We start from the raw sequence: 15,877 nt of genomic DNA, 5'->3' as shown, positions 1-15,877 counted from the left end.
GGTCCCCGGCATGTCGCTGTCTTCTGCAATCGCCATTGCGCAATCCGCGTTCAGCACCACGGCGCAACAAACCGCCACGGTCTCGAAGAACATTGCCAATTCCGGCAATGCGGACTACTCGCGCCGCATGGCGATGCTCGGGACCACCCCGGGCGGCGCCCAGGTCGTATCGATCTATCGGGCGCAGAACGAGGCGCTCCTCAAGCAGAACCTGATCGGCATCTCGCAGTCCTCCGCGCAGAGCAGCCTCCTGTCCGGGCTTGAGATCATGAAATCGGCGCTCGGCGGCAACGACTACGAGTCGTCGCCCTCCACCTATCTCTCGGCCTTCCGCAACAGCCTGCAGACTTTCGCGTCGACGCCCGGCAATACGACGATCGCCGCCACGGTGGTGTCGGATGCATCGGATCTTGCCAACTCGATCAGCAAGACATCGGCCGCCGTTCAGGACCTTCGTCTCGACTCGGACAAGAAAATCGCCGAGGAGGTCGCCAATCTGAACCGCCTTCTCGCGCAGTTCGAGACGGCGAACAATGCCGTCAGACAGGCGACGGCTGCCGGAACGGACGCGACCGCTGCGCTCGACGATCGCGACAAGATCCTGAAGCAGGTATCGGAGCTTGTCGGTATCTCCACCGTCACGCGGGCAAACAACGATACCGTCATCTACACCTCGGGCGGCACCGTTCTGTTCGAGACGCTTCCGAGAGAGGTCACCTTTGCGCCGAAGAGCGCTTACGATGCTACCGTCACCGGCAACGGCATATTCATCGACGGCGTGCCGCTCGCTGCCGGCAGCGGCGCCGATACCAGTGCCCAGGGCAAGCTCGCGGGCCTGCTTCAGCTGCGCGACGACATCGCTCCGACGTTCCAGTCGCAGCTCGACGAGATGGCGCGCGGCCTCGTCACTCTGTTCAAGGAAGGCGGCCTGCCGGGACTCTTCACCTGGTCGGGCGGAACCGTACCGGCCGCCGGCGCCGTCCAGCCGGGGCTCGCCGCGAGCCTTTCGGTCAATCCCGCGGCGAAGGCCAATCCCTTCCTCCTGCGCGACGGCGGCTTCAACGGCGTCGTTTCGAACCCGGACGGCAATGCCGGTTATACGGTCCTGCTCGACGGTTTCGTCACTGCGATGGACGGCGACATGGCGTTCGACGGCGCGACCGGGCTCGACGCCACGAGCTCGATCATGGAATTCGCCGCGTCTTCCATCGGCTGGTTCGAGCAGATACGCAGCGGCGCCTCCACGGCCGATGACAACAAGGCGGCGCTGCTGGCCCGCACGCAGGAGGCGCTCGGCAGCGTGACCGGGGTGAGCATCGACGAGGAACTGTCGCTGCTTCTCGATCTGGAGCAGTCCTACAAGGCCTCGGCCAAGTTGATCAGTACCGTCGACGCCATGATGGCGTCGCTTCTCGAAGCCGTGAGGTAATCATGAAGACGTCCTTCGTTTCGAACCTGGCCGTTCAGAACGCCATGCGGCTGACCATCCAGCAGGGGCAGGCTGAACTTCTGAAGCTGCAGACGGAGGTGACGACCGGCCGCCACGCCGATGTCGGGCTGGCGCTCGGTTCCTCGGCGGCGCGGTCCGTGAGCCTGCAGCGCGAGCTCGCGCGGCTCGGTACGCTCGTCGATACCAATTCCGTCGTCACCCAGCGGCTTGCCGCCTCGCAATCCGCTCTCTCCGCGATGGCCGAGGCGGCGCAGCAGGTGCGCAACACCCTCGTCACCTTCAAGGGCAATGATGCCGCCGATCAGCTCGCGATCCAGAAGACCGAAATACAGAGCGCCATGTCGGCCTTCTCTTCGGCGGCGAACCTGTCCTTCAACGGCGAATTTCTCTTTGCCGGCATCAACACCGATGTGAGACCCCTCGAGGACTATAATGCTGCGGCGAAGTCGACCTTCGACACCGCGCTCGCGACCTTCATGTCGGCGAACGGCATTGCCTCCATGAGCGATTTCACGAAGGCGCAAATGGAAGACTTCATCACCAATACGCTCGAGCCGCTTTACGATACAGAGTGGGCCGCGGATTGGTCCAAGGCCTCGAGCCAGAACATGACGAGCCGCATCAGCACGACGGAAGTGGTGCAGAGCTCCACCAATGCGACGACGGAAGGCTTCCGGAAATTCGCTCTCGCCAGCGTGATCGCGCTGGAACTGATGGACGAAAATGTCAGCTCCGAGGTCCGTGCCTATATCGGCGAGGCCGCGCTCGGCTATGTCGAGCAGGCCAATACGCAGATCACGGCGGAGCGCAGCACTCTCGGTATTTCCGAAGCGCGCGTGAAAAAGGCGAATACCTCCCTTCAAGCCCAGATCAAGCTGATCAACACACATATTACCGATCTCGAAGGCGTCGACACCTACGAGGCTTCGACACGGATGAACACGCTGCTGACGCAGGTAGAGACCTCCTACACACTGACGGCGCGGATCCAGCGGTTGAGTTTGATAGACTTCCTCTAATGACTAGAGGATGCGGACAAGCATGAGGGATGTCTGAATGTATCAGTTTGCATACGCCGAGATCATGGAGGAAGGCGTAGCCGTTTCCAAGGATCGGGAGAAGCAGGTTCTCGATCGTTCCATCGCGCTCTTGCAGGCGGCGAAGGAAAAGGACGGATACACCCGGGAAGCGATCGAAGCGGTCTACTTCACCCGGCGTCTCTGGATCCGGTTCATCGAAGATCTGCGCGCGCCGGACAACCAGCTCAACGAAGAGCTGCGCGCGAACCTCATCTCGATCGGAATCTGGATTCTGAACGAGACGGAGAAGATCCGCAAACGCGAATCTTCCAACTTCCAGGGCATAATCGACATAACCACCATCATCAGGGATGGACTGAAATGAAGAGCACACTGCGTATTTCGCTGAAATCGGGCGAAAGAATCTTTGTAAACGGCGCAGTGCTGCGCGTCGACCGCAAGGTCGCGATCGAATTCCTGAACGACGTGACCTTCCTCCTGGAAAACCACGTCCTGCAGCCCGAAGATGCGACGACACCGCTGCGGCAGCTTTATTTCATCGCCCAGATGATCCTGATCAATCCGGAAGGCGCGGACCAGTCGACCGCGATGTTCCGCAAGTCGATCGTGATGCTGCTCAACTGCTTCAAGCACGACGAGGTGCTGGCCGAACTCAAGCGCATCGACGGGCTGGTCACGCAGGGCCGGGCCTTCGAGGCGCTGAAGGCGATCCGGGGGCTTTATCCGATCGAGGACCAGATACTCAACGCGCAGGAACTGACGCCTGCGACGGTGGAACAGATACGCAAGGAGATCGCGCCATGGCGGTAAGCGGCGTCAACAACACGTCCAACAGCTACACGCCCACGGTTTCCGCCACGGATTCGGCGGGTGACGCCAGCGCGGCGACGCTCAACTACGAGAGCTTCCTCAAACTGCTCGTGGCGCAGATGAAGAACCAGGATCCGACGCAGCCGATGGACGCGACGCAGCAGATCGCGCAGCTTGCGACCTTCTCGCAGGTGGAGCAGACGATCAAGACCAACAAGAACCTCGAGAGCCTGCTGCAGCGCACCGCGCTCAGCGAGGCGGACGCGGTGATCGGCAGGACCGTCACCAGCGCCGACGGCAAGACCACTGGCGTCGTCAAGGAGGTGAAACTATACTCCGATGGAATCATCGCGGTGCTCGATACGGGCAAGGAGCTCGTCATCGGTCCGGGCGTCATAATGAAGTGAGTTCCCATGAATGAGGCAGATGCCCTCGACATCGTACAGGCGGCGATCTGGACAGTGATCGTGGCCTCGGGCCCTGCCGTTCTCGCCGCAATGGTGGTCGGCGTCGGCATCGCTTTCATCCAGGCCCTGACCCAGGTCCAGGAGATGACGCTGACATTCGTGCCGAAGATTCTCGCGGTGATGATCACCGCCGCCGTTTCCGCGCCCTTCGTCGGCGCGCAGATTTCGATCTTCACCGATATCGTGTTCTCGCGGATACAAAGCGGGTTTTAGAGATCGGCGACAACGCCGCCTACCCCATACCACCTTCGCGCAAGCTTGGCCCTCTAGGACTCTGCCATACCCTTGGGCAGATCTTATGATCGCTGCCCGCCTCTCATGAAGAGACGGAAGAGACATGGCACAACAGGCGACGCTGACCATCCCGAAACTTGCACCCAAGAGCCGGGACGTCGGCTTTGCGCTCGGGATCGTGATGATCCTGTCGATCCTGTTCCTGCCCATTCCCCCCTTCCTGATCGATCTCGGGCTCGCCTTTTCCATTTCATTCTCGGTGCTGATCCTGATGGTCGCGCTCTGGATCCAGCGGCCGCTCGATTTCTCGTCCTTCCCGACGATTCTGCTGATCTCGACCATGATCCGTCTGGCGCTGAACATCGCCACCACGCGCGTCATCCTTTCCCATGGGCATGAGGGCCATGGCGCCGCAGGCGGGGTCATCTCCGGTTTCGCCAGCCTCGTCATGTCCGGGGATTTCGTGATCGGTCTCATCGTCTTCCTGATCCTGATCACGGTGAACTTCATCGTCATCACCAAGGGTGCCACGCGTATCGCCGAAGTCGGCGCCCGCTTCACCCTCGATGCGATCCCCGGCAAGCAGATGTCGATCGATGCCGACCTCTCGGCCGGCCTGATCGACGAGAAGGAAGCGCAGCGCCGCCGCCGCGAACTGGAGGAGGAGAGCTCCTTCTTCGGCGCCATGGACGGTGCGTCCAAATTCGTGCGCGGCGATGCGATCGCCGGCCTGATCATCACCGCCATCAACGTCTTCGGCGGCATCATCATCGGCTATCTGCGGCATGACATGGAGATCGGCGAGGCGGCCGATGTCTTCGTCAAGCTTTCCGTCGGCGACGGTCTCGTCTCCCAGATCCCGGCGCTGATCGTGTCGCTCGCCGCGGGCCTGCTCGTCTCGCGCGGCGGCACCGCCGGTTCCACCGACCAGGCGGTCGTCGGCCAGCTCAGCGGTTATCCCAGGGCGCTGATGGTTGCCTCCGGCCTGATCGTCCTGCTCTCCGTCACGCCCGGCCTGCCTTTCCTCCCCTTTGCGGCGCTTGGCGGCGGCATGGCCTTCCTCAGCTGGTTCATTCCGAAGCAGATCGAGGCCGAGAAGGCGGCAAAGCGGGACGAGGAGGCGGCGAAGGCGCAGCAGAGCAAGGAAAGCGACAAGGATTCGGTCAAATCGGTGCTGAAGACCGCGGAGATCGAGCTGCTGCTCGGCAAGCAGGTCTCCACCAGGCTGCTGGGCGCCCATCAGGAGCTTGCCTTCCGCGTCGGCAAGATGCGCCGGAAGTTCGCCCTGCAATACGGCCTCGTCGTTCCGGAGATCAAGGTCTCCGACGACATCACCATCCCCGACAAGGCCTATCATGTCCGCATCCACGGCACCACGATCGCCTCCAACACGGTCCGCGTGGGCGAAGTGCTGGTGGTTACCGGCGGCGGGCGGCGGCCGAGCGTGCCTGGCGACGACATCCGGGAACCGGCATTCGGCATGCCGGCGGTGTCGATCCTCGAGACGTTCACGGAAGACCTGAAGCGCGAAGGCTTCCACCCGATCGACAACGTATCGGTGGTGCTGACGCATTTGAGCGAAGTGATCCGCAACAATCTTCCGCAGCTTCTCTCCTACAAGGACGTGAAGGTGCTGATCGAACGGCTCGACCCGGAATACCGCAAGCTCGCGGACGAGATCTGTACCTCGCACATGTCCTATTCCGGCCTGCAGGCGGTGCTGAAACTGCTGCTCGCCGAACGCGTCTCGATCCGCAATCTTCATCTGATCCTCGAAGCCGTGGCGGAGCTCGCCCCGCATGTGCGCAAGACCGAGCAGATCGTCGAACATGTGCGGGTGCGGATGTCGCAGCAGCTCTGCGGCGATCTCGCCGACAATGGCGTGCTGCGCGTGCTGAGGCTTGGGAACAAATGGGACATGGTCTTCCACCAGGCGCTCAAGCGCGACGCCAAGGGTGAGATCGTCGAGTTCGATATCGATCCGCGCCATCTCGAGGAATTCAGCGAGCAGGCGACGAAGGTAATCCGTGAACATCTCGACCGCGGCATGCCCTTCGTACTGGTAAGTTCGCCCGAATCCCGGTCTTATGTGCGCATGATCATCGAACGCCTCTTCGCCACATTGCCCGTGCTCTCGCATGTCGAGCTCGCAAAGGGACTCGAGATCAAGATCATCGGCTCGATTTCATGATCACCGACCCCGAGGGCACGGTTCTGGCGCTGTTTGCGGCCTTCTGCCGGATCGGGGGCTGCGTCATGATCATGCCGGGATTCTCGACCGCGCGCGTCCCCATGCAGATACGGCTGTTCATCGCGGTGGCGCTCTCCATGGCCATCCTGCCGATCATGTGGACGGACATCTATCCGCAGGTGACGGGCAAGGGTCACGACTATCTCTACCTCGTCGCGACCGAGACCGCCATTGGCGCCGTGATCGGGCTCGTCGCGCGCTACTACGTGCTCGGGCTGCAGTTCGCCGGCACCGCGATCACCATGCTGATGGGGTTCGGCTCGCCGCCGGCGGCGGACGTGCTGGAGGATACGGCGGAAAACCAGCTCACCAGCATGATCGGTTTTGCCGGGCTGATGATTCTCTTCATGCTGGATTTCCACCACGTGATTTTCGAGGCGATCGCGCAGTCCTACCGGGTGATGCCGATCGGCGCCGGCTTCGACCCGCAGGGCACGCTGATCACGCTCACCAATTCGCTCGGTCAGACCTTCATGATCATGCTCCGGCTCGCCAGCCCCTTCGTGATCTACGGCCTGCTGTTCAACGTGGCGATCGGCATGGTCAACAAGCTGGCGCCGCAGATACCGGTCTACTTCATTTCCCAGCCCTACCTCATCATGGGGGGCCTGTTCCTTCTCTATCTCGGCATCGCCGCGATGCTGCGTCTCTTCGCCGACGGCTTCGCGCCCGTCATGCAGGGCGGCTAGCTCGATGAAGGCGCGGTCGGAAAAGCTGAAACGCCTGGTCGCCGTCCAGCGGCACCTGGAGCGGATGGCCGAAAGCGAAGTGGCCGAGACCGCCCGCCAACGGACCGAACTTGCCGGAACGATCGACGTCGTGGTCGACGCCATGGGGTCGGCCCATCCGATGCATCGCGTGTTTTCAGGTCACTATGCCTCCCAACTCGGGCGCCTCGTGCAGAAGGACCAGATGCTGCTCGGAATCCAGCAGGTGCATGAAGCCCGCATGATGAAGGAACGCGCCAAGGGCGACCGGCTCGAGGAACACATGAAGGACGCCAGGCTGTCGGAGGACCGCGAAGCCGCCGACAATTCGATCCTCGACCTGATCGACCAGCACGTCTCGGGCGGCGCGCCAGCTTCCGGTAAGGTTGACGGGCGATAGTGCCTCAACCGGGGAGCCAGCAAGGGTGGCTTTCCGCTTCACGAACATCGCCTTGCCCGGCAAACGAGGTGCCGGCTTCGGCTTTGAGAGGATCTGACATGGCTATTTCTCCGCCCAGCGATCTGGTGATGGACGTCGTCCGCGCGGCCGATCCGGCTGAGGTCCAGGAGGCCCAGGCGCGGCTCAAGGCCAATCGCGCCGCTTTTCAGGCGACCAGCCTCGCGGAAAACGGCGATGGCTTCGCGGCGCACGTTTCTTCGGTGCTCAATTCCGCCGAGGGATCGAGCGGACTCGGAGACATCAGCAATCGGGCCGAAGCGAAGAAGATCCCGGAGACCTATCGGAAATTCGAGGCGATGGTCCTGCAGAATTTCGTGAAATCCATGCTTCCGAGCGAAAGCGAGAACGTCTTCGGCAAGGGCACCTCCGGCGACATCTGGAAGAGCATGATGGCCGAGCAGATCGGCGACGTGCTCGCCAAGGGCGGCGGGATCGGCATCGCCGATCAGATGGTAGGCGACGATGCGACCGACCGGGTGAACGCCTCGCTCGACGGCGACAGCCGGAACCTCGCCGCCGGCATGGTCCAGGAATATGAGCGCAAGGCGCTCTCGTCCTTCCTGCCCAACGACGAAAAGAAGAAGCAGGCCTGATGCATGTCGCTCTGACCGCGAAGCGGCTTGGCGAAGTACATTCATACCAATCGAAACAAGCGGGCGAAAGAATGCCTGGGCATCGTTCCGCCCGCGCCCTGCGATAGTGCATATGGGAGTTGATTATGGAAGCTGTGGCATCCAACGACCTGCGGATCCAAAACGTTCTCGGCCGACTGGAGATGATCATCGACAACGAGAACAGCCGTATCGGTGCGGACCCCGAATTCGACCTCAAGACGTCGAATGCCCACAAGAGCCGGTGCCTCTACGAGTTGACCATGCTTCATCGCGACGCCGGGCCCGGTGAGATCTCGCCGGCCTTCGCGGCGCAGACGCGCCATCTCAGGAGCAAGCTGCAGGTCAACGCGCAGAAGGTGGCGGCGCACCTGGAAGCGGTCCGCTCCGTCGTCGATCTCCTCAAGACCGCCGCCCAGGATGCGGATGCGGACGGCATCTATACCGAAGCGCAATTCCGCTACAGCGATTTCTGATGTTGAAGCTCGTCCTCACCGGAGTCTGGGTCTGCGCCTTCACGCTCGGGTCGGTTTATTTTTCGATGCAGCATGCCTCGGCGCCGGTGGTTTCGGATGCGGAGGCGGACCGGCGCGCGTCGCAGGAATATGTCCCCGGTGAGATGATAACGATCCCGTCCATAAAGGACGGCGCGGTGCAGGGCTATTTCCTTGCGAAGCTCTCCTTCTCGGCATCGCGGGAAGGTATCGCCAAGCTGCACGCGCCTCTGCGCCAGCTCGTCACCGACGAGCTCTACGACATGCTCGTGGGCTCGAGGTTCATCGATGTCGCCGATACCGCTACGTTCGATCTGGCTGCCTTCAAGGTTGCGGTCAAGGATGGCCTCAACAGAAAGCTCGGAAGCGAGGTCATTTCCGAAGTTCTGGTCGAGCAGCTCGAGTATCTGACCAAAGAGGACGTGGAACGCGTCGCCAACAGCCAGAACCGCCCTTATCAGAAGCCTGTGCCGATCCTCGACAGGAACGGCCAGGGGGCCTCTGACCGGCTACCGGAGAGCGCGGCGCAGGCGACGAGCACGCACTGACGAAACAGTGCAGCGCGTCTTGCCGGCGACAGCGTCAGTCCCTGTCGCGATTGCCGTCCCGCGTATCGTCCGCGTCTATCCTGGCGGTCAGCCGGCCGATCGCGACGTGGAGAGGATGGAGGCTGGCCGCGGCAAGGCCGGTCTCCGTCCAGAGCCGGATTCCGACCGGCAGCGATGAGGCCAGCAGCCATAGAGACTTGCAGAGGGTTTTCAGTCGTCCGGAGAAGGTCGCGTCGCGCTGGTGCTCCATCAGCGTCGAAATCGCACCTTTCTCGAGGCTGCGGGCACGTGTCCACGAAGCCGTCGTGTGATGAGCCGGAACCGATTCCGCGACCCAGGCATCCGCAGCCCAGGCGAAGGAGAAGCCTTTCGCCCTGCACCGGTCGAAGAAATCCGCGTCGCCTATGCCGACGATATTGAGCACCGGATCCAGGAACGGCCGCGGCATGCCGTCGAGCACCCGTCGCGTGATCAGGACGTTGCCTGCGGAGTAAAGGACGGGTACGGACCCGCTCCCATGGTAGGGAGGTGCGAAGACGGGGTGGCGCTTCCACTTCTGTTCCTGAGGATGCCCCAAGACGGGAAGCTGCGGACCGCCGACGATGTCCGCGTCATGGGCTTCCTGCACCGCCATCAGACAATCGAGCCATTCGGGAGCGGCTATCTCGTCATCATAGATGACGGCGACGAGGCCGATTCTCGGAAAGAGTTCGAGAGCGGCTGTCAATCCGGCATTGCAGGCATGGGCATATCCGTGGCGGCGTGCGACGACGACGGAGGAATCGAAGGAATGGCCGCTGAAGAAGTCTTTGGCCGCCTGCGCGCCGGCCAGCCCGTCCGCGTCGTTTTCGACGACAATGGTCGCGAGGGGGACATCGGGCCGTTGCGAGACGATGGTCCTCAGCGTCTTGACAAGATGATCCGGACGCCGGAACGTCGGCACGATGACGACGAGCTCGATATCCGACGCATCTTCCAGCTTCGTCTGAAAATGGATGAAACTGTCCTGGCCGTCCGACGTCATCGTCAAAGCCCGCGCCGATTCGATGCAATGAGTACAGCAAATCTTCCTAAACAGAGGTTGAATCCAAAACAGCCTTTCGAATGAGGATTTTACGCCCGGTCTCGGCAATGCAAAAGCCGGAATCGTCGATGCGTCCCAGGGAGCAAGGCGATCTCTCATCGGTACAACGAAATTGCCGCGTCGCACTGCGGATGGCGCTTCCATGCGCGCCGGGCACTTGCAATTATGCGTTTGGAACAGCATAGGGCGCATGCAGGCAATCGCCGGATGCGGCTTGATCTAGAGTGTGCCGCGTTCGGGACTAATCGGGAGATACGCCGTGACGACTGTGATTGATGGCAAGGACGTTGCTGCTTCGGTCATCGAAATCGTGAAATCCGCCACCGGCGCGCTGGAAAGCGAGACGGGCGTGCGCGCGGGTCTCGCGGTCGTCATCGTCGGGGACGATCCCGCAAGCCACACTTACGTGTCGGCGAAGAGCAGGATGGCGAAGGAATGCGGCTTCCTGTCGGTCCAGCACACGCTGCCGGAGGAGACCTCGCAGGAGGAACTCGCGGCGCTGGTCGCCGAGCTCAATGCGGATCCGTCCATCCACGGCATTCTTGTGCAGCTGCCTTTGCCGAAACACCTCCGCTCGGAACCGATCATCCAGTCGATCCTTCCGGAAAAGGACGTCGACGGACTGCATGTCGTCAATGCCGGCAAGCTCGCGACCGGCGACCTCGAAGGCGGGCTCGTCTCCTGCACGCCGGCCGGCGCCATGGTTTTCGTGCGCCGGACTTACGGCGATGATCTTTCCGGGCTCAACGCCGTCGTCATCGGCCGCTCCAACCTCTTCGGCAAGCCGATGTCCGCCCTGCTTCTCGCGGCCAATGCGACGGTCACGACGGCGCATTCGCGCACCAAGGATCTGGCGGCCGTTTGCCGCAACGCGGACATCCTGGTGGCTGCGGTCGGGCGCCCCGAGATGGTCAAGGCGGACTGGGTGAAGCCAGGTGCCATGGTGGTCGACGTCGGCATCAACCGCGTCCCGGCGCCCGAACGCGGCGAGGGCAGGACGAAGCTCGTCGGCGATGTCGCCTTCGACGAGTGTGCGAAGGTTGCAGGCGTGATCACGCCGGTACCGGGGGGCGTCGGGCCGATGACGATCGCCATGCTGATGGCGAACACGATCATCGCCGCCTGCCGCATGGCCGGCCGCAAGCCTCCGAAGTTCTGACTGCCGCTTGGGTCTAAGACAGCCCTCCCCAACCCCTCCCCACAACTACGGCATGCACATATCTCTTGCGCGCCGGTGCGGCGGATACTGCTCATGAAGGAGATCCCTCGTGAACCCAACCGGCTCAACCCCGCTCGGTCGGGCTTGCCCCTCAACCGGCTGCCGCCACCTTCTCCCCGCAGGCGGGGAGAAGGGATATGCCGCGCCCCGCTCGCTCCCTCGGGCGGGCGGTGAATGCGGGGTTCAGTCGGCGCCGCTTGTCCCTTCTCCCCGCCTGCGGGGAGAAGGTGCCGGCAGGCGGATGAGGGGCGGGTGACCGCTAATGCCAATGTTAGCGCATACGGGTTTGATCCCAAGGACCCATCCGCAAGCCTCGCCACTGCTGGAAATACAGATGCCGCCACTCCGGAGTAAGTCCGCGAAGGGCTGGACAACAAGAGATATGTGCATGCCGTAGCTCCCCACAAGGGGCAGGGCTATCGCATATGAGCGATAAGAGAAGTGAGGAATTGGTCATCCCAGCCCGCCTTTTTGATTTTCCGGCGGATGGAGGCCTTGTCGGGGTGAGATCGCAAGAGGTTGAGAGCGATCTTGCGCAAGAAGGCAATGTTCTGAGGGCCGTTGTCCTTGCGGTTTCTGGCGGCGTCCTCGCGGAAGTGGACATCCAGAACCCAATGCAGTTTGTTTTCGATTTGCCAATGGGTTCTTACAACCTCGATCAGCGCGCTCGGCGACATGGTGGTGGAGAGCAGGAAGTAGCGGACATGGCTGGTCAAATGGCCGTTGGTATGACGGCTTGTGGTCTCGACGCAGCCGATGGCCTGCAGGCCCGGAAAGTTGATATCGTCGACAGCCACAACGCTGGCGCGGCGTGTCTCGGTGCGGTCATGGGCAGTCTCGGCTGCAATCTGGATGCTCTCGACGTGGTCGGCGTCCTCGATGCGGGCGAGCGCCTGGGCCAAGAGGCCGGGCTGGTTGGCCTTCAGTGCCAGAGCATAATCGCCGCCGGCAGCGAGGATGGCGCGGGCGGTGTCGGGCCGGCAATGCAGGGCATCGGCGGTGACGATAGAGCCCTCCAGTGCCAGCAGCGCGAGCGCATCGAGAGCCCCTTGCACCTCATTGCGGCCCGGCGCGAGCTTTTGGCCGATGACCAGACCGGGACCGGCAGCCCAGACATTGACGAAGTGGAGTGGCGTGGCCTTGGCGGCGCGCCGGTAGGCACCGCGCACCGCCTTGCCATCGATCGCTACCACCCCTTCGAGACCCTGCGCAAAGCTCGCCGTGAGACGGCGAAAGGCCGCGTCAAAGGCATCCGGATCGAGATGGCGGAAGACGGTGGAGAAGGTGTCATGGCTGGGAATGCCATAGGGCAGCGGCACGATTGTCTTCAGCCATTTCTTCTTGGCAACGCCGAAATCGGCCATATCGGTACAGCTTTCCGCACCGCAGACAATCGCCGCAACGGCAATGAACAGGATCGACGTCAACGGATGGCGCGCATTGCGACCGCGCGGATCGGGCAAATCTTCAAAGCAAGCGGCAAATCTACTCATCGAGACCTCCAAGTCAGCGGAGAACTCCAAGAATCGATTTGCCGCAACAAAACAACCGCTTATTTGCTAAATGCGATTCCCCTGCCACAAGGGGGAGGGGCTTCGTTGCTGCGCCCGCTACATGCTTTTCGGCCGTCCACTCTGCTGGAACGGTCCGGAAAGGCGAGATGGATGCGGCGGGTTAAGCCCCTCCCACCTGTGGGGAGGGGTTGGGGAGGGGTGATCTGTCCGGTGCAGGCCCCGTCGAGGCACGCACGATCAGTTCGGCGCGCCAAAGCTCCTGCTCGGGATAGTCTCCCTGATTGAGGATGCCGCCGATCAGCCGCTTGGCGATGCGTGCACCTGCCGCGCGAAGCGAGGAGCGCGTCGTCGTCAGCGGTACGCTGAAGTTCTCGGGTTTCAGCATCGGCAGCACGTCGTCATGGGCGATGAGCGAGATGTCGGTGCCGATGGCGAGTCCGGCCTGGTTGATCGCCCGTACGGCGCCGAGCGCCAGCACTGTACTGGAACAAAGGACGGCGGTCGGCGGGGCCGGCCGTTTGAGGAAACGCTGCATGCTCCGATAGCCATGCTCGTCGGTCATCGCAGAGTGATGGACGAGCGCATCGTCGAGGTTGAGACCCTTCTCCGCGAGCGCGCGCACCAGCCCTTTCCTCCTGCGGATGGAGAAGGTGAGGTGTTCCGGCCCGTTGATCAGGGCGATGCGGTTGTGGCCGAGCTGGATGAGAAGCCTGGCGGCGTCGTAGAAGGCGCCGGTATTGTCCACGTCGAGGAACGGATAGTCCCGGGGACCGCCGATGGAGCGGCCATGCACCACGAAGGGAATGGAAAGTGCCTTCAGCATCTCGATGCGGGGATCGTTGGCGCGCATATAGGCGATGAAGACAGCGTCGACATTGCCGCTCGCTGCAAGCCGGCGGAATGTCGCCTCCTCGTCTTCGGGCGCACTGGGGTTCAACACGAAGTGGAAATCGTGCTCCACCGCTTCTTCCGCCAGCCCCGCCAGGAATTCACCGAAATGGATGTCCGAATCGATTCCGGCTGCGATCGGCATGACGAGCCCGATCGAATAGGCTTTCCCGGTCGCGAGGCGCTGTGCGGCACGGTTGGGCCTGTATCCCGTCTCGCGCACCGCCTCCAGCACCCGTGCCCGCGTTTCCGCATTGACCTCCGGATAGCCGTTCAGCGCCCGGCTGACCGTGGTCTGGGACAGGCCGAGCAGTTCCGCCAATTGCTTGAGGTTGACCGGCATGGCGAGATTCCTTCCAAAGCGCTTTGAATATCTTTTTCATTTTTCTTGCTTCGGCAAGCACCTCTGATGACCTGTATCATCGGGATCGGCTTCAAAAAAGCGAAAAACCTGCATCTTGCGCCGCAAAACGTTGCCGCAAAGCAAAATGCCGCACAATTCTGCAGGGGAAGGAAAGCTCTTGACTCTTTCTCTGCAGCGATGGAGTGTTAGCGAGCTCAAAGCGCTTTGAATGCTCGGCATAAAACGGAGCCATGAATTCGCGCTTTGACATTCGCCCGAGGCGTCCGCCCGGGCTTCTTTTTGGGGGAGGACAAGAGGTGAAGAGATCATTGCTGATCGGCGTGGCCGCATTCGCATTGCTTGCAGGGACTGCTGGGCTTGCAGGGACTGCCGGCGCCGCCGACCTGAAATTCAAGCCGGGAGAGGATTCCAGGTTCAACTGGGCGAGCCTGGAGGAGTTCAAGAAGGGTCACGACCTCAAGGGTCAGACGCTCACCATCTTCGGTCCCTGGCGCGGCGAGGACGAGGCTCTGTTCAAGAGCGTCTACGCCTATTTCGTCGAGGCAACCGGCGTGGAGCTCAAATATTCCTCCTCGGAAAACTACGAGCAGCAGATCGTCATCGATACGCAGGCGGGAAGCCCGCCTGATGTCGCAATCCTGCCGCAGCCGGGTCTCATCGCCGATCTGGCCGCCAAGGGCCTTCTGACGCCGCTCGGCGACGAAACCAAGCAATGGCTCCTCGACAACTACGCTGCAGGCCAGTCCTGGGTCGACCTCTCCACCTATAACGGCAAGGACGGAACGTCCGCGCTTTACGCCTTCCCGTACAAGATCGACGTCAAGTCTCTCGTCTGGTACGTGCCGGAGAACTTCGAGGATGCCGGCTACGAAGTGCCCAAGACCATGGAAGAATTGAAAGCGCTGACGGAGAAGATCGCCGAGGACGGCGAAAAGCCGTGGTGCATCGGTCTCGGTTCGGGCGGCGCGACCGGCTGGCCGGCGACCGACTGGGTCGAGGACCTGATGCTGCGGACCCAGCCCGCCGAGACCTACGACAAATGGGTGAAGAACGAGATACCCTTCACGGATGCGGCGGTCACGGGTGCACTGGAGGAGTTCGGCTGGTTCGCGCGCAATGACGCCTTCGTCGACGGCGGCGCAGCGGCGGTGGCGTCGACCGACTTCCGGGACAGCCCGAAAGGCCTCTTCAGTTCTCCGCCGAAGTGCTACCTGCACCACCAGGCCTCGTTCATTCCGTCCTTCTTCCCGGAAGGCAAGGTCGTCGGAGAGGATGCCGACTTCTTCTACATGCCGCCTTATGAAAGCAAAAAGGAGCTCGGCAATCCGGTGCTCGGCGCAGGCACGCTTGCGATGATCACCAAGGACACGCCGGCGGCACGCGCCTTCATCGAGTTCCTGAAGACCCCGATCGCGCACGAGGTCTGGATGGCGCAGACGAGCTTCCTCACGCCTTACAAGAGCGTCAACGTCGACGTCTACGGAAATCCGCCGCTGAAGAAACAGGGTGAAATCCTGCTGAACGCCACGACGTTCCGCTTCGACGGCTCCGACCTGATGCCCGGCAAGATCGGCGCCGGCGCCTTCTGGACCGGCATGGTCGATTTCGTCGGGGGCAAGTCCTCGGCTGACGTCGCGGCCGGCGTACAGAAGGCATGGGACTCCATCAAGTAAGATCCGGTCGGTCGGACGGTGGGGGCATCGTCCGCCTGTTCCTGATTGGGCGGCCCTCCGGCT

The 15,877-nt window shown here is 62.2% G+C and carries 17 protein-coding genes; 14 read left to right on the top strand and 3 right to left on the bottom strand.

What is annotated here, in order from left to right; genetic code table 11:
* The first annotated feature begins 10 nt into the window (after nucleotides 1-10).
* The 12 genes from flgK (at nucleotide 11) to JOH52_RS02570 (ending at nucleotide 9,072) form a co-directional block, all read left to right on the top strand.
* Nucleotides 11-1,429 carry a flagellar hook-associated protein FlgK gene (flgK, locus tag JOH52_RS02625; protein WP_014529021.1) on the top strand — a complete coding sequence of 473 codons (1,419 nt, stop codon included), beginning with the start codon at nucleotides 11-13 and terminating at the stop codon, nucleotides 1,427-1,429.
* A gap of 2 nt (nucleotides 1,430-1,431) precedes the next feature.
* A complete protein-coding gene (locus tag JOH52_RS02620; protein ID WP_014529022.1) occupies nucleotides 1,432-2,469 on the top strand; it encodes a flagellar hook-associated family protein in 1,038 nt (345 codons plus the stop codon).
* Nucleotides 2,470-2,506: 37 nt separating this feature from the next.
* Nucleotides 2,507-2,854 (top strand): flagellar biosynthesis regulator FlaF, encoded by a 348-nt coding sequence (flaF, locus tag JOH52_RS02615; protein ID WP_003529863.1) that lies wholly within the window; start codon nucleotides 2,507-2,509, stop codon nucleotides 2,852-2,854.
* Complete coding sequence (gene flbT, locus JOH52_RS02610) at nucleotides 2,851-3,300, top strand: flagellar biosynthesis repressor FlbT (protein WP_003529861.1); 450 nt, start codon at nucleotides 2,851-2,853, stop codon at nucleotides 3,298-3,300. Before flaF ends, flbT begins: the two co-directional genes overlap by 4 nt.
* On the top strand, nucleotides 3,291-3,707 hold the full coding sequence (gene flgD / locus JOH52_RS02605) for a flagellar hook assembly protein FlgD (protein WP_003529859.1): 417 nt from the start codon (nucleotides 3,291-3,293) through the stop codon (nucleotides 3,705-3,707). The genes flbT and flgD overlap by 10 nt, the downstream gene beginning before the upstream one ends.
* Nucleotides 3,708-3,713: 6 nt before the next feature.
* Complete coding sequence (locus tag JOH52_RS02600; RefSeq protein ID WP_014529023.1) at nucleotides 3,714-3,980, top strand: flagellar biosynthetic protein FliQ; 267 nt, start codon at nucleotides 3,714-3,716, stop codon at nucleotides 3,978-3,980.
* 124 nt (nucleotides 3,981-4,104) lie between these two features.
* Nucleotides 4,105-6,192 (top strand): flagellar biosynthesis protein FlhA, encoded by a 2,088-nt coding sequence (flhA, locus tag JOH52_RS02595; protein ID WP_003529855.1) that lies wholly within the window; start codon nucleotides 4,105-4,107, stop codon nucleotides 6,190-6,192.
* A complete protein-coding gene (fliR, locus tag JOH52_RS02590) occupies nucleotides 6,189-6,941 on the top strand; it encodes a flagellar biosynthetic protein FliR (protein WP_014529024.1) in 753 nt (250 codons plus the stop codon). Before flhA ends, fliR begins: the two co-directional genes overlap by 4 nt.
* Before the next feature lie 4 nt (nucleotides 6,942-6,945).
* Nucleotides 6,946-7,359: a hypothetical protein gene (locus JOH52_RS02585; RefSeq protein ID WP_003529852.1), complete on the top strand. Its 414-nt coding sequence runs from the start codon at nucleotides 6,946-6,948 to the stop codon at nucleotides 7,357-7,359.
* A 98-nt stretch (nucleotides 7,360-7,457) separates the two neighbouring features.
* Nucleotides 7,458-8,012, top strand: coding sequence for a rod-binding protein (locus JOH52_RS02580; protein ID WP_014529025.1), 555 nt, complete (start codon nucleotides 7,458-7,460; stop codon nucleotides 8,010-8,012).
* 125 nt (nucleotides 8,013-8,137) lie between these two features.
* On the top strand, nucleotides 8,138-8,506 hold the full coding sequence (locus JOH52_RS02575; RefSeq protein WP_003529850.1) for a hypothetical protein: 369 nt from the start codon (nucleotides 8,138-8,140) through the stop codon (nucleotides 8,504-8,506).
* The gene (locus JOH52_RS02570) at nucleotides 8,506-9,072 is read left to right on the top strand and encodes a hypothetical protein (RefSeq protein ID WP_017266695.1); all 567 of its coding nucleotides are present in this window, start codon (nucleotides 8,506-8,508) and stop codon (nucleotides 9,070-9,072) included. The genes JOH52_RS02575 and JOH52_RS02570 overlap by 1 nt, the downstream gene beginning before the upstream one ends.
* A gap of 34 nt (nucleotides 9,073-9,106) precedes the next feature.
* Here the strand turns inward: JOH52_RS02570 and JOH52_RS02565 are convergent, their stop codons facing one another.
* Nucleotides 9,107-10,096 (bottom strand): glycosyltransferase family 2 protein, encoded by a 990-nt coding sequence (locus JOH52_RS02565; protein ID WP_107010438.1) that lies wholly within the window; start codon nucleotides 10,094-10,096, stop codon nucleotides 9,107-9,109.
* 319 nt (nucleotides 10,097-10,415) lie between these two features.
* Here JOH52_RS02565 and folD point away from each other — a divergent pair, with 319 nt between their 5' ends.
* Nucleotides 10,416-11,315, top strand: coding sequence for a bifunctional methylenetetrahydrofolate dehydrogenase/methenyltetrahydrofolate cyclohydrolase FolD (folD, locus tag JOH52_RS02560; protein ID WP_014529027.1), 900 nt, complete (start codon nucleotides 10,416-10,418; stop codon nucleotides 11,313-11,315).
* A 476-nt stretch (nucleotides 11,316-11,791) separates the two neighbouring features.
* Here folD and JOH52_RS02555 read toward each other — a convergent pair whose 3' ends face one another.
* Together JOH52_RS02555 and JOH52_RS02550 are read right to left on the bottom strand one after the other, a co-directional pair.
* Nucleotides 11,792-12,868: an ISAs1-like element ISRm21 family transposase gene (locus tag JOH52_RS02555; RefSeq protein WP_010969728.1), complete on the bottom strand. Its 1,077-nt coding sequence runs from the start codon at nucleotides 12,866-12,868 to the stop codon at nucleotides 11,792-11,794.
* 181 nt (nucleotides 12,869-13,049) lie between these two features.
* On the bottom strand, nucleotides 13,050-14,120 hold the full coding sequence (locus tag JOH52_RS02550) for a substrate-binding domain-containing protein (RefSeq protein WP_014529028.1): 1,071 nt from the start codon (nucleotides 14,118-14,120) through the stop codon (nucleotides 13,050-13,052).
* Between the two features lie 317 nt (nucleotides 14,121-14,437).
* Here JOH52_RS02550 and JOH52_RS02545 point away from each other — a divergent pair, with 317 nt between their 5' ends.
* Nucleotides 14,438-15,814 (top strand): ABC transporter substrate-binding protein, encoded by a 1,377-nt coding sequence (locus tag JOH52_RS02545; protein WP_010968756.1) that lies wholly within the window; start codon nucleotides 14,438-14,440, stop codon nucleotides 15,812-15,814.
* Nucleotides 15,815-15,877: the final 63 nt, after the last annotated feature.

The sequence above is a fragment of the Sinorhizobium meliloti genome, assembly GCF_017876815.1.
Classification (GTDB): Bacteria; Pseudomonadota; Alphaproteobacteria; order Rhizobiales; family Rhizobiaceae; genus Sinorhizobium; species Sinorhizobium meliloti.
This window is presented reverse-complemented; position numbering and strand designations above follow the sequence as displayed.

Bases quoted from the DNA above. Each gene is read 5' to 3' on its own strand.
- flaF (WP_003529863.1), top strand. From the start codon at position 2,507: ATGTATCAGTTTGCATACGCCGAGATCATGGAGGAAGGCGTAGCCGTT.
- fliR (WP_014529024.1), top strand. From the start codon at position 6,189: ATGATCACCGACCCCGAGGGCACGGTTCTGGCGCTGTTTGCGGCCTTC.
- JOH52_RS02550 (WP_014529028.1), bottom strand. From the start codon at position 14,120: ATGCCGGTCAACCTCAAGCAATTGGCGGAACTGCTCGGCCTGTCCCAG.
- flgK (WP_014529021.1), top strand. From the start codon at position 11: ATGTCGCTGTCTTCTGCAATCGCCATTGCGCAATCCGCGTTCAGCACC.
- flhA (WP_003529855.1), top strand. From the start codon at position 4,105: ATGGCACAACAGGCGACGCTGACCATCCCGAAACTTGCACCCAAGAGC.
- JOH52_RS02620 (WP_014529022.1), top strand. From the start codon at position 1,432: ATGAAGACGTCCTTCGTTTCGAACCTGGCCGTTCAGAACGCCATGCGG.
- flgD (WP_003529859.1), top strand. From the start codon at position 3,291: ATGGCGGTAAGCGGCGTCAACAACACGTCCAACAGCTACACGCCCACG.
- JOH52_RS02580 (WP_014529025.1), top strand. From the start codon at position 7,458: ATGGCTATTTCTCCGCCCAGCGATCTGGTGATGGACGTCGTCCGCGCG.
- JOH52_RS02585 (WP_003529852.1), top strand. From the start codon at position 6,946: ATGAAGGCGCGGTCGGAAAAGCTGAAACGCCTGGTCGCCGTCCAGCGG.
- JOH52_RS02570 (WP_017266695.1), top strand. From the start codon at position 8,506: ATGTTGAAGCTCGTCCTCACCGGAGTCTGGGTCTGCGCCTTCACGCTC.
- JOH52_RS02575 (WP_003529850.1), top strand. From the start codon at position 8,138: ATGGAAGCTGTGGCATCCAACGACCTGCGGATCCAAAACGTTCTCGGC.
- JOH52_RS02555 (WP_010969728.1), bottom strand. From the start codon at position 12,868: ATGAGTAGATTTGCCGCTTGCTTTGAAGATTTGCCCGATCCGCGCGGT.
- JOH52_RS02600 (WP_014529023.1), top strand. From the start codon at position 3,714: ATGAATGAGGCAGATGCCCTCGACATCGTACAGGCGGCGATCTGGACA.
- flbT (WP_003529861.1), top strand. From the start codon at position 2,851: ATGAAGAGCACACTGCGTATTTCGCTGAAATCGGGCGAAAGAATCTTT.
- JOH52_RS02565 (WP_107010438.1), bottom strand. From the start codon at position 10,096: ATGACGTCGGACGGCCAGGACAGTTTCATCCATTTTCAGACGAAGCTG.